Source organism: Shewanella sp. 0m-6, assembly GCF_052977325.1.
Map to the genome: position 1 here is coordinate 106455 of NZ_JBRIMD010000004.1, position 22962 is coordinate 129416.

Here is a 22962-nt window from a genome sequence, read left to right on the forward strand (position 1 = left end):
TGAGGCCTTTTTAACTTCTAAGTTACACTTTTAAGCTATTATTGAAAGCTATCTTACTGATATTATTAACGCCAAAGTCCTGTCTTTAAAATGGGCGCATTTGAATAATCTCGTAAAGAGTATACCAAGGGTTGTAAATGAAACGGATTGAGCCGACTCTTCAGCTAAAGTCAACGATTCAGAAAAACTATAATAGAGCCGTTTTTTACACCTATATCGGCGTAATCATCATGGCTTTGGGAACCGCTTGGATTTCATTCGACAATCAGAAGGCCCAGTTAATCGCCCAAACCGAAGAGTTAGTTGAACGTCACGTGCTACAGGTGGACTTGCTGCTGGAGTCGAGTATTCGTGCGGTTAAGAGTCTACGCAACGTTGCCGTCGATCATTTACGATTAGGGGAGCTGGTGCGTAAGGACCGCTTACCTCAGTATGAAAAATTTAACGAGAGTGGCCAGTTCTTTACCTTAGAGCCCAGCTACGCCAAAAGTGGTGATCCTTTCACCAACATGGGACGCATCACTGGTGCGGGTTCGCTTAATGGTCGCAGCGAACAGTTTTATCAAGAACTGGAGATGCTGTTTGAGCTTTCGCTGTCTTTTCCGGTTGCAAACGAAGCCGCGCCTAAAGCCTCTTCTATCTATTACATCTCTAAACGCCGCATCATGTCTTATTTTCCGTGGCCGTCAGATGAGCAACGCTTTCGTGATGAACTGCTTAACAAGAAACAGTTTCAGTTAGTCACTCCCTCGAATAACCCGCAGCGCAGCTTTGCCTGGAGCCCCGCTTATGTTGAAGCGACCGGTAAAGGCCTATTAACTACGCTTGGGGTACCCATATATCTCGAAGATGAGTTTATCGGATCGATCAACTTAGACATGACGCTGGCCTCGCTGAGAAAGCAGATCCGCTTGTACTTTAAAATGCCCGGCACGGTTATTTTGCTGGATCAAAATAATAATATTTTGACCCATAGCGATATCGACAACTCTGATATCAATCGTGTTTATCATATCAGCCAGAAGATCCCGTCTGAGCTGCACTCGATCCCAGAGTCGGAGCTGTTTGATGCCCACGAAGGCATTATCCGAAACGGTTATTATATTCACTCTGTTGCGTTACATAACGCACCGTGGCGCCTACTGTATCTGCAAGATGTCGACGACCTGTTTAAAGACTCATGGGAAAAGCTGGAGATGACATTCGTGTTAGTTGTCTTAGCATTATCGATTTTGGTGACCATAGTACACTGGCAGACTCGCCGCTCATTCGTTAACCCGGCATCTCGATTGCTGACTCACCTAGAGGAGTGTTCGGCGGAACCTATCAAACCTCCCGAGAAAATTACCGTGGGATGGGCGCCCTGGTTCCAGTTGGTGAGCCGGATTTTTGAAGAGAACAAACAATATACCCGGCATTTGGCAGAGCAAAATCGGCGACTCGATAAGCTAGTGGCGCAGCGCACCGAGCGACTAAAAGAGACCACTGAGCGCCGCGAACAAGAATATGCGTTGCTACGTTCACTGCTCGACTCGATCCCCGAAGCGATTGTGTTTAAGGACAAAGAGGGTCGTTACCTAGGTTGTAACAAGTCAGCTGAGCGTATGCTGGGCTTTAGCGAGAGTGAAATTATTGGCCAGTTCTCAGATGCGCTGACACCTGACGAGCAGTCGTTGCGTATTCGCGCCGAAGATGAGCGGGTACTCACAGATAGAACGCCGCTACGTTATCAGGAAAAGGTAGAGCTTGCGGGTAAACCTGTGCTACTCGATACCTTAAAAATCCCTTTCTATAACCGCCGTGGTGAGCTGTTAGGCCTTATTGCCGTATGGCGTGATGTGACGCGAGAATATGAGTCGGCGGAGCAGCTGCGTTTATCGGAAGAGCGTTATCACTTAGCCATGGACGCGGTGGAAGATGGTCTATGGGATTGGTATTTAGACTCTGAGCAGATTATTTGTAACCCAGCCTACTATTCAATGCTTGGTTATAAGGTCAATGAGTTCCCAGCCTTAGCATCAACCATTGATGAGCTGATCCATCCGGACGATCGCATTCGTGTGCAAGAGTATCGCGAGCAATACCTTGCCAATCCTGTTGGTGCCTTCGATATCGAATTTAGAATGCTTGGCAAGAGCGGTGAATATCACTGGTTATTGTCTCGTGGCCGAGTGGTAGAGTTCACCCCGAATAATCAGCCAAAGCGTATGGTGGGGACTCACAAAGATATTACTCGCCATAAGCGTAACGAAGTTTCGATGCTAGAAGCTAAACAAGACGCGGAAATGGCTAACCTGTACAAGAGTGAATTTTTGGCCAACATGAGTCATGAAATTCGTACGCCAATGAACGCCATTATCGGTATGTTGCAGTTGGCGCAGCGCACTTCGCTCACGCCAAAGCAAAAAGATTACCTTGAGAAAGCCGGCTTCTCGGCGCACTCGCTGCTGCGGATCATCAATGACATCCTCGATTTCTCTAAGATTGAAGCAGGTAAGCTAGAGCTCGAACGCGTCGCCTTCCCGCTAGATAAGGTATTAGATCATGCGCTTGATCTAAATGGACTTAAGGCACAAGAAAAGGGAGTCGAGCTGCTCTTGTACGCACCTGTTACCGCTGGACTTATTTTAGAAGGTGATCCACTGCGTTTAGGGCAGATCCTGATTAATATGCTGTCTAATGCGGTTAAGTTTACTCAGTCGGGTGAGATTGAGCTTGGCTGTGAAGATGTGGGCGAGCGCGATCACCGCATTACCCTTAAATTCTGGGTACGTGATACCGGTATTGGTATTAGTAAAGAGCAGCAGGCGACCCTGTTTGATGCCTTTGCTCAGGCTGACGGGTCCACTACCCGCAAGTATGGTGGTACAGGTCTTGGGCTCTCAATCAGTAAACACTTAGTGTCGATGATGGGCGGTACCATGCAGGTTGAAAGTGAAATGGGGGTTGGCAGTACCTTTAGCTTCACCATTAGCTTTGAGATTGCCGAGGAGGCTGAGGTATTGCCGCTTGTCGTGCCTGAAACCTTAGGTAACCTTCAAACCTTAGTTATTGATGATAACCCAACGGCGCTGCAGATTTATTCGAGCGTACTAAGGGATTTCCATTTCAATGTCGACACGGCAGCAAGTGGGCCAGAAGGCCTATATAAGCTAAGTAAAAAACCTATCGATCTACTGTTGCTCGACTGGATGATGCCTGAGATGGATGGTCTTGAGGTGATTAAAGAGATCGATGCCATGGTGGCGGATGGTCGATTGGACAAGCGGCCGATCATTATCATGATGACCGCATACACTGCAGAGCCGATGCAAAAAGATGTCGCCGACGCGAACGTGTATGCCTTGCTGCAAAAGCCATTTAAAGCATCATCTTTATTCGATGAGATTATCTCAGCCTTTGCCGATGAGCCAAGTCTGAACCCTCTGCCAGATGTGATTGAAGAGGTGGGCGAACAAGACTCTGGTTATATTCTGCTGGTTGAAGATAACTTTATTAATCAGCAAGTGGCTACCGAGTTACTTAAAAGCGCGGGCTACACGGTCGATGTTGCCGAAAACGGGCAGATCGCCTTAGATATGATAGATAAAGCCAATTACGATGCGGTATTAATGGATATTCAGATGCCGGTGATGGATGGTCTTACGGCGACTAAAGAGTTACGTAAACGATACTCAACCGAACAGCTACCGGTGATCGCTATGACGGCACATGCCATGTCTGGTGATAGGGAAAAGAGCTTAGCGGCGGGGATGAATGCCCATATTACCAAGCCGATAGTGCTCAATGAGCTGTTCGATACCTTGAGCCATTGGATAGCTGTGTGTGGCAGGAAGTCCTAAAGGCGAATGCCATAAGCACTGATGCTATAAACCCTAATGTGATAAACACTGATGTGACAAACATAGTCGCCTAAGTGATAGTTACTCAAATAGAACAAGATAGGCTTGCTAAAGTGCAAGCCTATTTATTAAGCTAATCAATCTTAATAATAAAAATAAAGATTATTGTATTTAACCGAATGCGATAGCGATCAACAAGATCAAGGAGATCGAATGAGACCCTACAAACTCGCGCTGGCAATTGCACTCGCCGTAGTGCCTATGACCAGTGCAGTGGCTGCCACTACAAACACTGCAACACTGATTAAAAAAAGCCAGGCAGCAACAGGTTTCATTAATCTGTTTTATGACGCATCATCAGGGGATCTTTACCTCGAAGCCAATAAGCTCAACCAGCCATTTTTAATGCTAACCAGCCTCCCCCATGGCGTAGGCTCTAATGATATTGGTCTAGACAGAGGCCAGCTTGGTCGAACTCGCATGGTGCAATTTGAGCGCCATGGCCCTTACCTTATTTTAAAGCAGCTCAATACAGCCTATCGCGCTAACACTGACAACGTCGCCGAGCAGCGCGCCGTTAAAGAAGCTTTTGCCGAGTCAGTGTTGTGGCGTGGCAAGTTGGTTACGGGGAAGCGTAATCTTGTTGCGATCAACGATTTAGTGCTTAACGATCTACACGGGATCAGTGACGTATTAGAGCAAACCAAGCAAGGCAGTTATCAGCTCGACAAGAGCAAGTCACTTATTTTGCCTGAAGGGGTTAAATCCTTTGAACGTAACAGCGATATCGATGTGTTACTCACCTTCGACGCTGCCAAAGGCGGTGATTATGTTGCCCAGGTCACCCCTGATGCTAAGCACCTTTCGGTACGCCTGCGTTATTCATTTATCGCGCTACCAGAAGAGGGTTATCAAGCACGCGCTTATCACCCTTTAAGTGGTTACCTGTCTGATGAGTATTTAGATTATGGTACTCGTGTTGATGAAGATATTCGTCAGCGCTTTTTATTGCGCCACCGTTTAGAAAAAGTCACCCCTGGCAGTGCACCGAGTCAGGTGGTTAAACCTATTACTTATTATCTCGACCCTGGCGTTCCAGAGCCAATTAGAACGGCACTGTTAGAAGGGGCGAGCTGGTGGGAAGATGCATTTACTCATGCAGGCTTTATTAATGGCTTCAAAGTTGAGTTGCTACCAGAAGATGCCGATCCACAGGATGTGCGTTATAACATGATCCAGTGGGTTCACCGCGCAACCCGCGGCTGGTCTTATGGTTCAGCTGTTACCGATCCTCGCACCGGTGAGATCATTAAAGGTCATGTCACCTTAGGCAGTCAGCGCGTACGACAAGATCACCTTATTGCCCGTGGTTTAACCGCGGGTTGGGAAGACAGAGCCGCCGCCGGCGATGCGGCAATGGCGTTAGCGCTGGCACGTATTCGTCAGCTGTCAGCTCATGAGGTGGGTCACACCTTAGGGCTCGATCATAACTTTGCCGCCTCAAGTAACAGTAATGCCTCGGTGATGGATTACCCGCACCCTATGGTGGCAATCAATGGTGATAAAATCGATATCAGTAAACCCTACGACGAAGGTATTGGAGCGTGGGATAAATACACCGTGGCTTATGGTTACGGTGAATTTGCCGATGGCAGCGAGGCTCAAGGGCTTAGCAAGCTACGTGATGATGTGGCTAAACAAGGCCTAAGGTATATCGGCGAGGCTGACTCCCGTACAGCGGGAGCGAGTAATGCCTATGCTAGCCTTTGGGACAATGGTAATGATCCCGTTGCCGAATTAACGCGACTTGCAGCAGTGCGCACCAAGGCAATTAATGATTTCTCTGCCGAGGCGCTACTTGCTGAGCAGCCTCAAGGCGAGCTTCAAGACGCATTTGTGCCTATCTACTTGCTGACCCGTTTCCAGATTGCTGCAGCAGCCAAAATGATCGGTGGCACCACATACAGTTATGGCGATGGTATCGATGGACAAACGTGGCACTATGTTGCGCCAGCGATTCAGCAACAAGCGCTAGAAGTCTTGCTAGCAACCTTGTCACCAGAAGCGTTAGTTGTGTCTGAAAAGCTGCAAGAAGTATTGGTGCCTAAGGCGGGTAACTATTACAAAACTCGTGAGAGCTTCGACTCTGGTCTAGGGGTGATTACCGATCCTGTGGGAATGGCTGAAGTACTGAGCCGCTTGACCGTGTCACAGATTTACACTCCAGAGCGACTCAACCGCGTCAATCAGGCGTATTTGAGCGATAAAGAGCAGTTATCAGTGACCAAGCTGACCGACAAGGTGCTTGCTGCAACCTTGTTTAGCGATATCCCTACAGGACCAGAGCTAGGGGTGTGGATGCGCGTTAATGCTGTCACGCTTGATAGCTTACTTAGTGCTTATCATAACGACAAAACCCGCCCTGAAGTCAAAGCGCAGTTAGCAGAGCGCCTAACTTATACGGTTAAGCAGCTTAAACGCAAAGCTAAGCGTGTGAGTGCTTATGAATCGGCGCACTTTGCATGGTTGCAGCATGGTGTCGAGAAGGGACTAACCGATGCTAAGGCTAAGTTAATCACTAAGCCGTTGGCATTGCCGCCTGGCTCACCGATTTAAGGCTGACTATAAGGTTAAAGCCTAAGATTCTGCTCTCAGGTTAAGGCTTAAAATTAAAAGACGCGAATTATCGCGTCTTTTTTATTGCTAAGCCAAAACTGTCAATGAGCAAGCGAGTTATACCAATCCAGTCATAAAAAGTTAATTACCTCAGAAGGTTATAAAGTCATCCTATCTGATAAAAGCTGAACTCAGATTTAGCCTTTTATGTTTCATTTGTATCAAAATGCAATATTTGCCTCTTTTTTGTTCTCTAAAACAGTCGGATCACGTAGACTGATTGTTAATCGAATGTAGGCAAATAAGATTGGAGTTGTAAATGAATAAGTTAACCAGCGTAGCCTTAACAGTAGCGATTAGCTGTATTTCCACCTCAGCAATGGCTGAGCGACCAGATTTCTCAAAAACAATAGCGGCAAGTGCCGATTATGATTTTTCAAAGAATATTCCAGCTAACCAAAAAAATAATATTCAGCGTGGCTCAACGCGTCATGACTTTTCAAAGCCACTAGCGGCAATGAATGAATATGATTTCGATAAGAATCCATATGCTAAAGTGACTCAGCATAAGCACTCATCGAGTCAGCATGACTTCTCTAAAACAGAGGCATTGCTAGACCGGACGCTGTAAGCGTTAGGCTTAACAGCAATGAAAAGGGCTACTGAACAGTAGCCCTTTTTTGTGGCTGAGTTTTAGCCGAGGCTCAGCTCTTGATACTGCTTAGTATTTGCTACTTATTTCTTACTTATTTCTTACTGATTAGTGCTTATGTTCTGCATCATCGAGCTGTTTGCCAAGACGGTAGGAGTCAATAATCCCAATGACCCATGCCAGAATAAATCCCATGGTAGCAATATTGATATAAAGCGCTTCATTACCAAGGGGCGCCTGGGTTACCGCACTGTAGATCGCATTAAGCTCAAGTGGGATCTCGCCATTTAATATTTGCTGAGAGATGATCTGCGCGCGTTGATAAGCGTGCCAGAGTAAAAAACATAGACTGGTTACAGTGGTGACCAGTAACACTTTACCCATGGCGTATTTCTTAAGATAAAAATGGCCACTGCCAGGGCAAATAAAGGCAGATAGAAGTGCAGCTTTTATGGATGTTTTCATGATGTATCTTGTCTGTTTCGTCGTGTTTTGAACAGGACTTAATGGATGAGCCCAATAGCGATCATTCTAGATCGATACGGCGGATCGCTTGCTGCAAAAAGTCGACTCTCTGTTGCAGCTTAGCTTTATGCATATCCTCTTTGCGATTGGCAGCTAACTGACTGTTGGCCCCTTGCAGCTCTTGAACTAACCAACCACGGATCATGACATAGTAACGCGAATCTGTGCCGTATTGGCTAATCAATTCTAGAGCGTCGGCTGAGGGATGTTGTATGGCGTTATCGAGGGATTTTACCATCACGCCAATGGCATACTCTTCAGACTGCAACGGCTCACTGGCCATCGTTGGGGTGGCTATGACTGCAACTAAGACTGTAACTATGACAGGGACCCGCATTACTTTAATTACGAGTGAAAATAAGGCTGTAACATTCATTTTATGAGCGCTCTTTCTTATCGTGATGGGCATAAACAGTAACAGTAACAGTAACAGGCAATAGCAGGGAACACCCATAAATTTTTGTTTATGGGTGTTGCATCAATAACGGCTGGCACAGGGTGTTTAATTATCCATGGCGCCTTGTTCAATCCAATCTTTAATCACTTTAATCTGCTCGCTGGTCAGGGGTTTCCTTTGACCTTGGCTGGCGTGATCTTCATGATGCGGTGGCATCTGGATAGACGAGTCGAGCTGATGATCGATTGCGAGATAGAGCGTGCTCGATGTAGGGCTGTTAGCCACAACCACAGGCCCTTTGTTTGTACCTAGCATTAGGCTCGCGTAGCTATCGAGTATTAATCCTGAGCTTTGTGTGCCTTCACCCGTGGCTGAGTGACACTCAATACAAGATGCTTGGAAGATAGGTTGCACTTGATGTTTAAAGCTGACATTAGGAGTCAGGCCTAAAAAAAACACCAGAAAAATTAATGCAGACAGTAAGAGGATTTTGAGGGCGGTCATAATGACCTCCTTAAATACAAAAGTAATATAAAGCCGACTCACAGCCGAGTTTACAGTTACCTTAACTATAGTTGTTACTGCTAAATAACGTGTGTTAAGCGAAGGGGAACTGGAGCGGTAGCAGGCTTTATTGCGCTCAAGTTGATGCAGAATAATTTTTGCTGTGCAGCGATATGCCAGGCTAGTTGTTGTGAGCGACGACTGCCTAATCGGGCGTCACAATCAGGCCTAACGGCGCAAGTAGCTGCTCCTGTTGCCACTGATTAATCATGACACCTTCAAGGCTCACTACGCGCAGATCGAGTCCATCGAGTTCAACTCGGGTGATATTCGCACCTTGTAACTCAAAGCTGCCCCATTGTTCTGGCGAGAACTCGCCGCCGCTTAAATCGCTGCCTTTCATCGATGCGCCAGTTAAATTAGCGCCACGCCAGCGATTATCAAATAGCTCACACTCTTCCAGTAACATGCCGCCAAAATCGGCATAGGCTAAGTTACAGTTGGTGATATAGGCCGAGCAGAAATAGCTTTTCGGAGTGATGTAATTAGCAAAACTAGCGCGGCTAAAGTCGCTACCTTGTAGGTTAGACTCACGCATCTCAAGGCCGTAACAACGGGCCCCTTTAAAGATCGCCATACTCAAATTACAGTGTTTAAAGCTGGCATTGGTCAGGGTGGCGTAACTAAAGTCACAGCCCTTATCCTCACCTGGCACAATAAACTTACAGTGGATAAACTGGGCATCAGTTAAGTCGCTATGATTAAAGCGGCATTGATAAAAGCTGCAGCGCTCAAAGCGCGCATCTTGCAAGTCCTGATCAGAGAAGTCTTCATCATTAAAGATTTGGTCAACGGCGTGCATGAGCTGTTCCTTAGCGGTAAACGTTGCATTAACGATAGCCTCTGCAATTGGCATTTAGCATTAGCGTTAAGCTTGGCTAACAGTGATATCGGTTTTCTCTGGCTCCGAGATCCGTGTCGCCAAAATATAACAGGCAATACCCATAATCGCGTTAGTAATAGGTAGCGCTAAGAGCAAACCTTTCACTCCACCTAAATATGAGCCCAGCGCCGCTAACGGCAGCATGATTAAAAACAGACGGCACACGTTTAAGATAAGTGAACTCATCGGCCTGTGATAGGCATTAAGCGAGGTCGCCACTAAAATCACAATGCCCAATGGGCCATAGGCCGCAGGCATCACCAAGATATAAAAGGTGAGCCACTCAATGACCTGCGGGTCGCTACTAAACAGCTCTGCCAATGGTCTGGCTAAAAACAGCAGTGGTAAATACAGCAAGGTTTGGAACACCAATACAAATTTAAGTGACAGCAATAGCGCGCTACGGGCACGCTGGGGTTGCCCCGCACCCAGGTTTTGCGCCACAAATGGCACTAGGCTAGATGACAACGCCATCACAGCAATCAGCATCACTGACTCTAAGCGAGTTCCGGCACCAAAGGCGGCCACAGCGCTATGGTCGATACGCGCCAGCATCGCCATAATAATGGCATTGGCTAGCGGGTTAAGTAAGTTCATCATCGCTGCAGGTTGAGCAATATGCGCCAGCTGCTTCCAGTTGCATTTCAGGCGAGTTATGTTGAGTTCAACAAAGCCGACTAAGTGGCGCTTAAAAATCAACAGATGAGTCGACAGTGACAGCGCCACCACCCAAGAGATCACGGTCGCAATCGCCGCACCTTCAATCTCTAAGCGTGGGAATGGCCCAATACCAAAAATCAGCAATGGGTCGAGAATAAGGTTGATTAATGCCGCGAGCATCATGATTTTTGCTGGAGAACGAGTATCCCCTGTGGCGCGCAGGCCTTGGTTACCCACCATTAGCAGCACCAGTAGTGGCGCCCCTAAGTACCAGATAAACATATAGTCATGAATAAGCGGTAAGCTGGACTGGTTGGCACCAAGCAGGCTAAATAGCGGGTCGATACACAGGCTGCCGAGTAGAGCGATAAAGGCAATAAGCAAGAAGGTCAGCATTAATGCATCGTGTAAAAACACCTTTGCCTTATCTGCATGTCCGCCGCCAATCAAGCGCCCTAGGTTAGTCGATACTCCAGCGCCAATACCGATAGCAATACTTGAAATAATCAAGGTCACGGGAAAGGTAAAACTGATCGCCGCTAAGGCTTCGGTGCCTAATTGGCTGATAAAAAAAGTGTCAACGAGGCTGAACCCGAGAATGGTTAAAATACCAATCAGGTTTGGAAGGCTCATATTTAGCAGTACACGACCAATTGGCTGAGATAGCAGCCCGTGTCTGTCTTTCATAGGGAACTCTTGCCTAGTCTTTACTCGGAGGGCGAATTCTATCAGGATTGCCACAAATTTTATCCGGCTGGGTCAAAAAAATCGGATTTATTTTGTAAATGGGGCTTGGAACCGAGCACATTAACCCCCATGTATCGAACATCAAGCGACAGTTTTGGTTTTACTTAAGTGAAATCGAGTAAAGTCGTTACTATCTTTAAAAGCCTGCAGATAAGTTAGGCATAAAAACAATTGGAGTATCCATCGATGAATATTCGTCCATTACATGATCGTGTCATAGTTAAGCGTTCAGAAGTTGAATCAAAGTCAGCGGGTGGTATCGTGCTAACAGGCAGCGCAGCAGAGCAATCTAGCCGCGGTGAAGTTCTTGCTGTAGGCAACGGACGTATTCTTGAAAACGGTACTGTTCAGCCACTTGACGTTAAAGTTGGCGACATCGTTATCTTCAACGAAGGTTACGGCGTAAAGAAAGAAAAAATTGATGGTGAAGAAGTGCTAATCCTTTCTGAATCAGATCTAATGGCTGTAGTGAGCTAATTCACTCCATTTAGACATTTTCCAATACTGATGCGTGATCGAGCGACTGGCCAACAACGCATTAGTCATTTCAAAAGAATTTAAAGGACATTAAAGATGGCAGCTAAAGAAGTATTATTTGGTAATGACGCACGCGTAAAAATGCTAGCAGGCGTTAACGTTCTAGCTAACGCAGTTAAAGTTACCCTAGGCCCAAAAGGTCGTAACGTTGTACTAGACAAGAGCTTTGGTGCTCCACTTATCACTAAAGATGGTGTGTCAGTAGCAAAAGAGATCGAACTAGAAGATAAGTTCGAAAACATGGGCGCACAAATGGTTAAAGAAGTTGCTTCTAAAGCCAACGATGCAGCCGGTGACGGTACTACAACTGCAACAGTACTTGCGCAAGCAATCGTAACTGAAGGCCTAAAAGCCGTTGCAGCAGGCATGAACCCAATGGATCTTAAGCGCGGTATCGACAAAGCGGTAATCGCTGCTGTTGCCGAGCTTAAAAACCTATCTCAAGAGTGTTCAGACACTAAAGCGATTGCTCAAGTTGGTACCATCTCTGCTAACTCAGACGAGTCAATTGGTGAAATCATCGCAACTGCGATGGAGCGCGTAGGTAAAGAAGGCGTTATCACTGTTGAAGAAGGTCAAGCACTAGAGAACGAGCTAGACGTAGTTGAAGGTATGCAGTTTGACCGCGGTTACCTATCTCCATACTTCATCAACAAGCCAGAAACTGGCAGCGTTGAACTAGAAAGCCCATTCATCCTTCTAGTAGACAAAAAAGTATCTAACATCCGTGAATTGCTACCAATCCTTGAAGGTCTAGCTAAAACAGGTAAGCCACTGCTTATCGTTGCTGAAGACGTTGAAGGTGAAGCACTAGCAACCCTAGTTGTGAACAACATGCGCGGTATCGTTAAAGTTGCTGCTGTTAAGGCACCAGGTTTTGGCGATCGTCGTAAAGCAATGCTACAAGATATCGCTATCCTAACTGGCGGTACTGTTATTGCTGAAGAGATTGGTCTAGAGCTTGAAAAAGCCACTCTAGAAGATCTAGGTACTGCTAAGCGCGTTATCATCACTAAAGATGACACAACCATTATCGACGGTAACGGTGAAGAGGCTCAAATCAAGTCTCGCGTAGCACAGATCAAAATCCAGGCTGAAGAATCTACGTCAGATTACGACAAAGAGAAGCTTCAAGAGCGTATGGCTAAACTTGCAGGCGGCGTAGCCGTAATCAAGGTTGGCGCAGCGACTGAAGTTGAAATGAAAGAAAAGAAAGCACGCGTAGAAGACGCACTACACGCAACTCGCGCAGCGGTTGAAGAAGGTGTGGTTGCTGGTGGTGGTGTTGCACTAGTACGCGTAGCAAGCAAAATTGGTGAAGTAGAAGTACTTAACGAAGACCAGAAGCACGGTGTGATCATCGCACTACGTGCAATGGAAGCGCCACTACGTCAAATCGCTACTAACGCGGGTGAAGAAGGTTCAGTTGTTGCTAACAATGTGAAGAACGGCACGGGTAACTACGGTTACAACGCAGGTAACGACACATATGGTGACATGCTAGAGATGGGTATTCTTGACCCAACTAAAGTAACTCGTAGCGCGCTACAGTTCGCCTCTTCAATTGCCGGTCTAATGATCACAACCGAGTGTATGGTTGCTGAAGTTAAAGACGATGCAGCTGATATGGGCGGCATGGGCGGTATGGGTGGTATGGGCGGTATGGGCGGCATGGGCATGTAAGCCTTTGCGTACTCAAGCCCTTTAAAATCAAAGGTTTACATAAGTGTGTTATACGCTAATGTTATACAGTTGATTGCTACAAAAAGTTATACACCAAGAGGGGAGTCGTAAGGCTCCCTTTTTGTTACCTGTATCTTGGTGGTCTAAAGAAACGTGAAGTCTCCACCTTTGAAGTGGAGACTCTATTCGTACACATCACACTGCTACCGGAAATATGCAGGTGCAAAACTTAGGGGGGGAACACGTGGGCATGCCACTTGGAGTCTAGTAAGGCGTGTGCTGATCGAGCACATACCTCATGTTTCTTCATTACAACCATGTGGTTACAAAGTTTGTTCGCAGTGGGTACGTGTGTGTACTGCAAGACTGCTGCAACGTCTTTCATGGCGAAGTACGGCTTACCGTATAACTCAGAGGCACGTTCACCTTGGACGTCAGCTACCGAACGAGCGATAGAGATTGTCTTAGCGATGTCACCATTGGTTATAGCTGTGAATGCATCTAACACTGCATCATAGAAGTCGTAGTCGCACCACATTGCGTAGGCATATAGAGCTTTCTGAGTAGCGACAAGATGCTGTGTTTTACCGTGTCTCTCACTATGCAAATTTGCAGAGTCACGAAGACGTGAAGCAGTGTCGCTTCGCCACTGACTTGGGGCATTGGTCTTAGACAAACCAAAGGCTCTGTGGATGTCGTTAAGGGCGTACATGCCGTCTTCATTAGAAGTGATAGTCGCTGTGACCTGATTGAAAGTTAGCTGGATAGTTTTCATGAGTGTTTTTCCTTGTGAATTACTTAATGTTTCTGAGCTTTGATCAGGAGTTGATCAGTTGAGTCGGCATTAAGTGACTGTTGTCACAAGAAAAAGTCTCATGTACGAGACTATCGATACAAGAAGTATTGTCTATGGTTATCCTCCGCGCCTCAAATAACACAGGAGATATTTAAACCATGCTAATAGATACTATTCAACCAATCCCGACAACTTATCAAGCACAAATAGACAGCACATGTGACGCTCTGGCTATGGTCATGACTGATGAGGTACACAACGCCACCTCAGAGGATGCGCTTAGGATTTATTGGGATGTCCATCAGACACCAGAGGCGGCAAACAACGCATTACTATCAGGTCTCCCTTGTATCATCAGTCCGACCTTAAGCCTCTACGCGGTCGCTGTTAGCTAAGGCACTAAACAGGGGCTGAGAGGCACCAACCTTTAAACTCTAGACCTTGTATAGATGAGTCGATAAGTCCTTACTGAGGATCAAATAGGAGCCTTGTCGACCATCCAGATAATGACTGTTGTAGCGTCTAATCGACTCATCTTGTCGTCATCAGTGAGAGGCTAAAGTTTACTCAATCAGACAGCAAAAAAGACCATCAACACAATAATTACTTGTGGCAAAGGCTGATTTATGGTACTTGACCACGCAATCTTAAGGTAGTCTTTAGGTGTCATAGGTAGATAGGATTTATTATCTTGATAGGGATTTCTTACTTAAGGTATTTCTCTGAGGATGTCTTGTAGTAGAGAGACGGGACCAGATTAATCTTATAGGCTAGAGGCTCAAGGGGTATCCACAGGAGAGGCTCAGGTTAGACTTGAGGTAGAGAGGTCATCAACAGATCGACTCTTCTTCCATAGTCCGCTTTGAGGGGCCACTTTTACCACTTGAATGTAACTACTTGATTTACCTAATAACGCAAAATCTCCACTGCACATCCTTCGCTGCGTTCTAGCTTGGGTCGACAAAAACAGGTAACCACAGACAGACGGACATTTAAAGACGCTAAAGCGATCCTGAGTGGCTCAATAAGATCTCATGGCTACCATTGTACTAAGTCAGGCCTAACGTGCCTCTACGGATCATTTAGAGGGCTTACAGCTCCTTGTTCCAGTGTCTCTTGATGGTCGCCAATGATAGACCGAGCACTTGAGCTACCTTGGCTTGGGATAGACCATCGGCTCTAGCTTTGAGCACTGATTGAGTCGTACCTTTTGCTACTGGTCGGCCTAAGGTTTTACCCTCGGCTTTAGCTCTCGCAAGACCCTCTTGTGTCCTCTCGACAATCCTAGACTTCTCGAACTCAGCAAAGGCAGTCATAAGGCTAAGCATCAGCTTTCCCTCTGGAGTGCTAAGGTCAGATACAGGCAGGTCTAACGATTGTACTGAGACGCCTTTCTCTGTCAGCATCTTAATGGTTTGAAGTACATCAATAGCGTCTCGTCCTAAGCGGTCAAGCTTCAAGACTACCAATCTGTCACCAGACTCAAGCTTGTGGTCGACTAGTTCCTTAAAGGCTGGACGAGCCATAGCAGCGACACCACCAGATATAGATTCACTTATGATGCGCGTATCCAATAGGTCAGCGACTCTCTCCTTAAGCTGGTGGGCTTGTGTTGCAGCGTTCTGCTCAACGGTAGATACACGACAGTATGCAAAGGTTCTCATTAGGTTAGTCTCATTGAGTGGTATCATAAACGGTGTCAACAATAGTAAAGGGTGTCATCAATGTCAATGGGTAATTTGTTGATACGAGCTATGGGTCACTTATGATGGTGTCATCTAACGATGGTTTGTTGAGCCTACGGGTATAGAACTCCGAGTCATAGCGATAGGAACAAGAATGTTGGGTGTCAGTAGCATGGCGAGTAGATAAAAGATATGGTTTTTATGTCAGGCTAGGTGGGGTACGGGGGAAATAGGCTTACGACTCCTATTAAAGATGGCCTCCGAAATTTGTGACATTTTTAGAAGTGTGGTTGTGTACTTTACGGTTGAAAAGCTGCATCAGACTGAACAGATACAGCTCTGCAAAGCAACTTAGATAAGTTTGATGGTTAACCCTGAGTTAGGTCCTGGTGGTAGACCAAGGGCTGTATCTAGAGGATTAGCCCTAAGGTCTTCGAGTATTTCTCTAGGGTTATAAACCTTACCGATCATGGCTACTGATGCGCTACGTGCATTTTGTACGGGTTTCCCACGGTATACTTCAACCTGCCTTTCCTCTTCAATGGCTCTGGCACACAAACCTCGGCAGTAATACCTGTTAAACTCGCCTTCTGCTAGGGTCTGAGCTGCATTTACAGGTACCTTAGCAACAGTCACCCCTCCTGACGGAGTACGCTTTTGATATGAGTCTCTAAGCATTTTCTGCGTTTCAACTTGATGTTCAAGCCAAGTGTCATCATGAGTAATTACAGCTTCTATTAGAGCATCGTCCCACGCATCTTCCAAGCCTACATTGAGGTGCTTGCTGCGATATACTCTGTCTTGCTCTAAGTCTAGGTTTACTTCGTTGCGCATGTAATTGCGAGTGGTTGGGTCTAGGTTCTCGTACGTAATAGCCATGTAATGATGCCTCATGTTGTGAATGTCAAAGATAGATATGGGGTCACAACTGCTGATTGCAATTCGTACATGTGCTTTTTCTTCAGATACTTACGCTTGCGTCACAAAGTTCAAAAAATAACCGCTTGATACTTGCTGTTTATAAAGTATGCGAATCTACCATGCTCTTAGTCATTGATTCTGTGTTGACGACTTTTTGGAGAGGGAAGTGTCATGAGTGGTCTTTCTTAGGGAAGAGTAACCACAGCAAGTGATTCATGTGCCGGAGTGCGGACTCTATCTAATGTGCTCCTACGTGAAATCTGAAATAGCCACCAAGGTGTTGACCACTAGATTTCACGTAGCTTCACGCTATAACGTATGATATTTAGTCGATAGCCTCAGAGACTGAAGCCGCTAGCAACTCGATAGCCTCCTTGTACGGTCTCAGGTCTGGGTTCTGCTTGGCATAGTAGGCGTATGACATGGTCTGCCCGTTGCTGTGGCCTAGTAGTGTCGAGGTTATGTGCTCTGGTATGTTTTGAGCCTGACACCAAGTCGCTGCATGGACACGTAACGAATGGAACGCCTTGGTTCTCTTGTCTGTGACCCTCTTCTTCACTCGGCTAAACTTAGCTCCTATGCCTTGTGCCGCACGACCATCCTGTCTATCGTTTGAAATCGTGTCGCAGAAAAGGTACTGGCTACCAGAGGTCAATGCTATGTCGTACTGTGCTCTCAGTAGCTCAAGGACATTGTCAGCAACAGGCACTGAACGGTACTTAGGAGTCACACCTGTCTTCTGTTTACCTGTCTTGATAAGCAGGTAGGGGATGTCGGTATCTAGAATAACCTGAGTCAGCTCTAAGCCACCTAGCTCCGATAGTCGCGCCCCTGTATGGAGGCCAAGCTTGAAGTGTAGGTTTACTTCGGCCGACTGCAGCTCAATCAGTTCATTTAGTTGACGCAACTCAGCGTACTCGAACAACTGGTACTTCTGATGACTGCCATTAGCATTGATGGTCTGACCCTCGAACACATTGTTACCGATCATGTCTCCTCGATTGATGAGCCACTTATAGACGCTACGCATATGACTCAGGTGAGCAAATACCGTGTTGCTTGAATAGCTGGTCTCTAGATGACGAAGCCAGTCATAGGCTTGACGACGTTCTAGGCTGTCAGCTAACAGGTCTTTCTTACCTAGGAAGCTTAAGAGTAACTCAGCGCTACGCTTAGTCTTGGTTAGTGTCGTTGGCGTGACTTGGCCTTTACGGTCTGAGCAATACTCATCGACAGCTTCAAGCAGCGTTATAGAGAACTCTGGGCTATGGTCTCGTCCTGAGGTAACGGCCTTGAATGCCTCGACATACGCCTTATCATCCTCTTTGCCTATATAGTCTGGTGATAGGACTCGATCCCATACAGGTGCATTGGCGGGGATTTCTTGCTCCTGCGCTAGTTCCTGCTGGTTAAGGGTCGAAAGGAACCTATTGTATTGCTTTTCATCCTGCATCTTGATGGCTTTAAGCTCTTTCATGTGATGCTTGAACATGCTTCTTTGGCTACTCATAGAGGACAGAGACAGCTTCTGCATCTCACCTATGAGGACATCTCTCTTGGCTCTAGCGACACGAATGTCTGAGGTATTTAAAGACTCTTGGATGCGAGAGCAATCTGGGTAGATATGCTTTAGGTTTTGAGGCACACGCCTTACGAACCACCATATGTTCCCACGTTGAACCAAATGTTTATTGTCTGCCACCTGATGACCTCATTCTAACAGGATTGTTATGCGGCGATGTTATACACCTATGTGTAAAGCAAAGCTACTAGTATCAGGGGTTTCGAGGCTGGTTGCGGGTTGTGGAGGTGCTTGAGGCACATTGGGCATGTAATCTAACTGGTTAAAATCGTTTATAGCTGCGTTACCTTGCCACTCGTTTAAGAAAGCTAAACGTCGTGGCAAGAAGCCTTGCTCTAAAGCGATTTTTCCTGCGTTAGAACGTAAAGCCTATGTTGGTCTATAGCCTAAAAACTTAAAGCCACTTCTTGTAAAAGAATAGAAAAACCCGAGACTGGCAACAGTGTCGGGTTTTTTAATGCATGAAATTTAGCAGGATAAGCTATCGGGCGAGGTTAAGCAGAAAAGTGTAGTCAGTTACACTTTTAGGGTGTTTGATGGCAAGCCTTGCTCAATAGTGTATGAAACTACACCTTTGGTGTTGTTCGATGTATAAACCTGATTAAAGTGTATGTTGTTACACTTCTATATTGAATAATCGAACATTCAGGGCTAAAGTGTAGCAAGGTACACTTTTAGTTAGCATTACGGAATTTAGTTATGGGCTCTTCACTCGATCAACACTCATTGGGCTTACAGGTTAAACAAAGCCGTAAGCAAGCGGGGCTGACTCAAGAGGTGGCGGCCATGTTGTGTGGTGTCACTAAAAAGACCTTTATCCGAGTAGAAAAAGGTGAAGATGTTTATATCTCTACAGTGTTTAAAATCCTCGATGGTTTAGGTATTGCGATTGTTGCGAAGCAAAACAGTAGTGACAACGCGAGTGGGTGGTACTAACAGATGGCCACGGCTAACAAGCTTGTTTTAGACATGCACCTTGGTGAGCAAATTATCGGTGAGTTGTCGTTCGATACCGCAACTGAGGTATTTTCGGTTAGCTACAGTAATGCTTGGCAACAAGATGGCTTTCCAATTTCCCCAATGATCCTACTTAATGGCACAGGCAGCAGTAATCAAATCTCAATGTTCTTGGTTAACTTGCTGCCCGAGAACAAAGGGCTCGACTATCTGGTTGAATCGCTAGGTGTGTCTAGGGGCAACACCTTTGCGCTTATTCGTGGCATTGGTTTAGATACCGCAGGTGCAATTGCCTTTTCCCTCAAAGGAACATTACTACCTCAGACGTCATTCAGAGAGATAAGCGATGCTGAAGTCATTAAGCGCCTCGAAGATCCAGATGTTTGGCCAATGGAAGTGTGGGATGGTAAGCCAAGGTTGTCGGTCGCTGGTGTGCAGTCAAAACTGAATCTGTTCTATAACGGTGAGGCATTCGGCTTTGCTGATGGCGCGCTTTCGTCTACGCACATTTTGAAGTTTGAAAAGCATCAGCATTTAGTCATTAATGAATTTCTGACCATGCGCTTAGCTAAAGCTATATCGATGAATGTAGCCAATGTTGATATCAGTTACTTTGGCCAATATAAAGCGCTATGTGTTGAGCGTTTTGATCGCCGCTATTTGCCAGATGAGCAAAAAGTGCTGAGACGGCATATTATTGATAGCTGCCAAACACTCGGCTTTAGCGTTAACAAAAAGTATGAGCGTAACTTCGGTACTGGCCGTGATGTAAAAGATATCCGTGAGGGCGTTAGCTTTGCAAGGTTATTTGGTTTAGCGAGTCAGTGCAGTAATCCTGCGGCTGCTAAACAAGATATGCTGCAATGGACGTTATTTAACTTACTTACCGGCAATGCCGATGCTCACGGTAAAAACTACTCATTCTTTATGACGCCCACAGGCTTAGAGCCTACACCATGGTACGACTTGGTGTGTGTCGCGCTATACGATGAATTTGAGCAAGAGTTAGCAATGGCGATCGATGATGAATTCGATCCAAATAAGATCTATGCCTATCAGTTAGCCTCGTTTATCGAAGATATAGGTTTGCCAAGAGCGCTGTTGGTCAACAACCTAACTCAAATGGCCACCAAGATAACCCAAACCATAGATGAGGTTATCGCTATGCTGCCAGCGCTTGATATAGATGAAACAGCATTTGTCGATGCTTATAGAAAGCAGCTATTGGCAAGGTGTGAACGCTATTTAGCTATGGCGCCTGAAATCAAAGAGATTGAGTTGTAGTTCGCCTTGCTCTAACACGGTTTATCAGGCGTAAAATTAGCCAAAATGTCTGCTGGTCTATAGCTGAAAACCTTAAAGCCGAATTTCTTGAAAAAGAATAATAAAAGTCTCGATATCTAACGATATCGAGACTTTTATTATTCTGGTTGTTAATTACATAGCTGTTCTGTCGATGATTTTAGCTGGAGCCTAAGTTTAGTTTTAGTTACCTCTAGCTTAAGGCTATGACTTATCACCAAGGTTACTATTGCAGATGAAACCTACTAGTTGCATCAATATTACTGCGCTAGAAAGACGACTAGCGTCACAGAATCTAAAAACGGGGGGCAGAGAAAACTTCCTCTAAGCCCTAAATCACCTGTTGGCCGCAACCGCACTCATTGCAGCTCAAGGTGTAGGTTTCTTTGCTTTTCTTCACTCTTGTATTCTTGCTACTGCACTGTGGGCAGGCTTGTTTCATCGGCGTGTTTTTAGTGCATTGTTTGCAATGTATGTAATAGCCGAATTTGCCATACATTGGTGTGTAATTCGTTGATTCTCTGCAATGTTTGCAGCGCAAAACTAGCTGTATTGCTTGGCTGTTTTCGGTAGGAGCGGGTTGAGCTGGCTCTGCAATCGTTTGTTGCGCTAGCTTTGCGATAGCGGCTGACTCCGTTGGTGCGCTTGCAAGTGAAGTTGTAGCTGGTGGCACTGTACTTTCGCTTGTGGCAACTTTGTTTTTTTCTGTGTTTGCTTTTGTGGCAGTCGATTTAGGTGCGATATGTTGTTTGATAAGAAATGAAGCGACAGATTCTAGTTCTTGTTGATTGAAGTCTGGGCGTGTATCGCTAGCGTGTATAAATCTGGCAAACTTAGATTTTAGGTTCATCACCTTGTCGAGTTTCTCTACTAGAAACTCGGATTTTATCAGCTTGTCTGATACCGCTTTGGGCATGGATTTTCTATCGATAATGGCGTCACTCGATACCGCGCATAGATGATCCCAGCATCGACCTTTGAAGCCTTGCTGTTTTATGCCGAATAACTTGCCTAAAATCTCACTGCGATGATGCATTAATAATTCGAGTAATAGAGCTTGTTGCAGCTCAACTTGCTTGATGGGCGATGGCATGCCTTGCCACTTGTCACTCTTGCCTTGATTAGTGCTTAGGCTGCGCGTCCATTCCTGTTGTTGGTTGACCTTTACCTGACCTCTGATGCTCTTCGACTCAACCAAGATAAAACCGTAGCTATATACAATGAGGTGGTCTATCTGGGCGACTTCGTCATTAAAGCGGAACTTGAAGTCGTTGATCACTAAAACTTGGGGGTGATCTTTATAAGCGCGGCGCAGAAAGAACGCCACGTTTTGTTCTTGCTGCTGGCCTGCAATCGCTTGGGCTGATTGCGCATTTTGTAAGGATTTAGTTTTCAGAATCATTTATCAATAGCGTCCGTTCTACTGCCTAGCGATAACCGATTAGCTAGCAGCTTGATAATTATGCCGCTCATTTTATCTGCTGTTTGACTGAAAAAGCTACTGAAAAGAATGAGTTTTAGCTTGGTATTGCTGTAACTTGTTCAGCTATTGAACCAATAAACATAGTTGTGTACTTTATGCGTCCCTTATGGAATTGTTAAATTTATTGCAGGATGCGTATTTATGACCACGATTACACAACAAAGTGTTACCACTCTCACTTCTATTTTGTCTGACCCTGATTTTGTAAAGTTATCTTCTAGAGCAAGAAGTACTTCTGTTTTTGAACTTTTGAAAATTGATGAATTGAATACTTGCTCAATATTGGGCTGGCTACTTGATCCGAAGGAGGGGCATGCGCAAGGCGAATACTTTGTCAGAGCTCTTATTTCGTCGTTAGCTACTGTAAAAGATGACAAGGAATTGAAAGTAGCTAAGTTTTTAGCTTGTTCATTTTCAAGTTTCTGTGTGTTGCAAGAAGTCCCAATATCTTCCGGAAAAACAGCCAGACGAATTGATTTATTACTGTTAGATGCCGATTCGAAGAAAGGCATTTGTATCGAGCGTAAAGATGGTACATCAGCCAGTAACGGGCAATTAGCAGCCTACCATGATTGGTGTGTTAGAACATACCCGGATTGGGAGTGGGTATTTGTACTGTCTGATAGTCATGAGCGTTGCCATGGTGGTGAAGCTCATCCTGAGTTTATTCAGATCAATGACGACTGGCTGGTATACGCGCTGGATAATCTTGTTGGAAGAAATGCCGTTCCGCCTGAAATGGAACAAATTTTCCGGAATTTAAAAAGTTTTGTATTTGGAGAGTGGGATGAAGCATCTGATAGCTACTACAAAGAATTCAATGAAATAATTAAACAAGCGACCAGCAGACATAAAGATGTACTTGCTGAACTTGTAGAATTAGAGTTCAGCAATGGGGTTGTTGCTGCCAGTATCAGTAAGGCTGAGTTTTACACTAATGTGTTACCAGAAATTAGTGGAAACCTAGTTGAGACATTATTCGCAAAGTTATGGTTTAGTAATTTGACCGCTCTGGATCTCCTATTTGAATATAGCGAATTTGAGCTTATCGGCGAGTCATTACAAGACTGTGTAGAAGCCAATCGAAGACACCCATTCTTAATGGCATGCTTTGCAGCCTCTTACTAGGC

Annotated in this window: 19 protein-coding genes; 9 read left to right on the forward strand and 10 right to left on the reverse strand. The window is 45.6% G+C overall.

Translation table 11 applies throughout. The features are described from left to right. Window positions 1-137 precede the first annotated feature (137 nt). From ACVBJC_RS04435 to ACVBJC_RS04445, 3 genes are all read left to right on the forward strand, one after another. On the forward strand, window positions 138-3842 hold the full coding sequence (locus tag ACVBJC_RS04435) for a response regulator (protein ID WP_447159716.1): 3705 nt from the start codon (window positions 138-140) through the stop codon (window positions 3840-3842). A 213-nt stretch (window positions 3843-4055) separates the two neighbouring features. Next, entirely contained in the window at window positions 4056-6458 is a 2403-nt protein-coding gene (locus ACVBJC_RS04440; RefSeq protein ID WP_447159715.1) for a zinc-dependent metalloprotease, read from the forward strand. Between the two features lie 319 nt (window positions 6459-6777). Next, a complete protein-coding gene (locus tag ACVBJC_RS04445) occupies window positions 6778-7089 on the forward strand; it encodes a hypothetical protein (protein ID WP_447159714.1) in 312 nt (103 codons plus the stop codon). Window positions 7090-7218: 129 nt separating this feature from the next. Here ACVBJC_RS04445 and ACVBJC_RS04450 read toward each other — a convergent pair whose 3' ends face one another. The 5 genes from ACVBJC_RS04450 to ACVBJC_RS04470 all read right to left on the reverse strand — a co-directional run bounded on the left by ACVBJC_RS04450 (window position 7219) and on the right by ACVBJC_RS04470 (window position 10826). Then, window positions 7219-7575 (reverse strand): DUF6677 family protein, encoded by a 357-nt coding sequence (locus tag ACVBJC_RS04450; RefSeq protein ID WP_447159713.1) that lies wholly within the window; start codon window positions 7573-7575, stop codon window positions 7219-7221. Between the two features lie 61 nt (window positions 7576-7636). Next, entirely contained in the window at window positions 7637-8011 is a 375-nt protein-coding gene (locus ACVBJC_RS04455; protein ID WP_447159712.1) for a hypothetical protein, read from the reverse strand. Window positions 8012-8137: 126 nt separating this feature from the next. Then, window positions 8138-8536 carry a c-type cytochrome domain-containing protein gene (locus tag ACVBJC_RS04460; protein ID WP_447159711.1) on the reverse strand — a complete coding sequence of 133 codons (399 nt, stop codon included), beginning with the start codon at window positions 8534-8536 and terminating at the stop codon, window positions 8138-8140. Between the two features lie 205 nt (window positions 8537-8741). After that, window positions 8742-9398 (reverse strand): Qnr family pentapeptide repeat protein, encoded by a 657-nt coding sequence (locus tag ACVBJC_RS04465; RefSeq protein WP_447159811.1) that lies wholly within the window; start codon window positions 9396-9398, stop codon window positions 8742-8744. 66 nt (window positions 9399-9464) lie between these two features. Continuing rightward, window positions 9465-10826, reverse strand: coding sequence for an MATE family efflux transporter (locus ACVBJC_RS04470; protein ID WP_447159710.1), 1362 nt, complete (start codon window positions 10824-10826; stop codon window positions 9465-9467). Between the two features lie 246 nt (window positions 10827-11072). On the opposite strand from ACVBJC_RS04470, the gene ACVBJC_RS04475 reads away from it, so the two are divergent. Together ACVBJC_RS04475 and groL are read left to right on the forward strand one after the other, a co-directional pair. Further along, a complete protein-coding gene (locus ACVBJC_RS04475; RefSeq protein WP_220782516.1) occupies window positions 11073-11363 on the forward strand; it encodes a co-chaperone GroES in 291 nt (96 codons plus the stop codon). Window positions 11364-11459: 96 nt separating this feature from the next. Beyond that, window positions 11460-13106: a chaperonin GroEL gene (groL, locus tag ACVBJC_RS04480; RefSeq protein WP_447159709.1), complete on the forward strand. Its 1647-nt coding sequence runs from the start codon at window positions 11460-11462 to the stop codon at window positions 13104-13106. 229 nt (window positions 13107-13335) lie between these two features. Here the strand turns inward: groL and ACVBJC_RS04485 are convergent, their stop codons facing one another. Further along, on the reverse strand, window positions 13336-13881 hold the full coding sequence (locus tag ACVBJC_RS04485) for a hypothetical protein (protein ID WP_447159708.1): 546 nt from the start codon (window positions 13879-13881) through the stop codon (window positions 13336-13338). A gap of 179 nt (window positions 13882-14060) precedes the next feature. Between ACVBJC_RS04485 and ACVBJC_RS04490 the strand changes: the two genes are divergently transcribed. After that, window positions 14061-14297 (forward strand): hypothetical protein, encoded by a 237-nt coding sequence (locus ACVBJC_RS04490; protein ID WP_447159707.1) that lies wholly within the window; start codon window positions 14061-14063, stop codon window positions 14295-14297. A 696-nt stretch (window positions 14298-14993) separates the two neighbouring features. On the opposite strand, the gene ACVBJC_RS04495 is transcribed toward ACVBJC_RS04490, so the two are convergent. The 3 genes from ACVBJC_RS04495 to ACVBJC_RS04505 form a co-directional block, all read right to left on the reverse strand. Beyond that, window positions 14994-15566, reverse strand: coding sequence for a recombinase family protein (locus tag ACVBJC_RS04495; protein ID WP_447159706.1), 573 nt, complete (start codon window positions 15564-15566; stop codon window positions 14994-14996). Window positions 15567-15938: 372 nt separating this feature from the next. Continuing rightward, window positions 15939-16466, reverse strand: a complete 528-nt coding sequence (locus ACVBJC_RS04500; RefSeq protein WP_447159705.1) for a hypothetical protein — start codon at window positions 16464-16466, stop codon at window positions 15939-15941. Window positions 16467-16833: 367 nt separating this feature from the next. Further along, entirely contained in the window at window positions 16834-18210 is a 1377-nt protein-coding gene (locus ACVBJC_RS04505) for a tyrosine-type recombinase/integrase (RefSeq protein WP_447159704.1), read from the reverse strand. Between the two features lie 579 nt (window positions 18211-18789). Here ACVBJC_RS04505 and ACVBJC_RS04510 point away from each other — a divergent pair. Both ACVBJC_RS04510 and ACVBJC_RS04515 read left to right on the forward strand, forming a co-directional pair. Further along, a complete protein-coding gene (locus tag ACVBJC_RS04510) occupies window positions 18790-19026 on the forward strand; it encodes a helix-turn-helix domain-containing protein (RefSeq protein ID WP_447159703.1) in 237 nt (78 codons plus the stop codon). A 3-nt stretch (window positions 19027-19029) separates the two neighbouring features. Next, window positions 19030-20331: a HipA domain-containing protein gene (locus tag ACVBJC_RS04515; RefSeq protein ID WP_447159702.1), complete on the forward strand. Its 1302-nt coding sequence runs from the start codon at window positions 19030-19032 to the stop codon at window positions 20329-20331. Window positions 20332-20680: 349 nt separating this feature from the next. Here ACVBJC_RS04515 and ACVBJC_RS04520 read toward each other — a convergent pair whose 3' ends face one another. Beyond that, window positions 20681-21751: a nuclease-related domain-containing protein gene (locus ACVBJC_RS04520; RefSeq protein WP_447159701.1), complete on the reverse strand. Its 1071-nt coding sequence runs from the start codon at window positions 21749-21751 to the stop codon at window positions 20681-20683. A 222-nt stretch (window positions 21752-21973) separates the two neighbouring features. Between ACVBJC_RS04520 and ACVBJC_RS04525 the strand changes: the two genes are divergently transcribed. Beyond that, window positions 21974-22960 (forward strand): PD-(D/E)XK nuclease family protein, encoded by a 987-nt coding sequence (locus tag ACVBJC_RS04525; protein ID WP_447159700.1) that lies wholly within the window; start codon window positions 21974-21976, stop codon window positions 22958-22960. Window positions 22961-22962 lie beyond the last annotated feature (2 nt).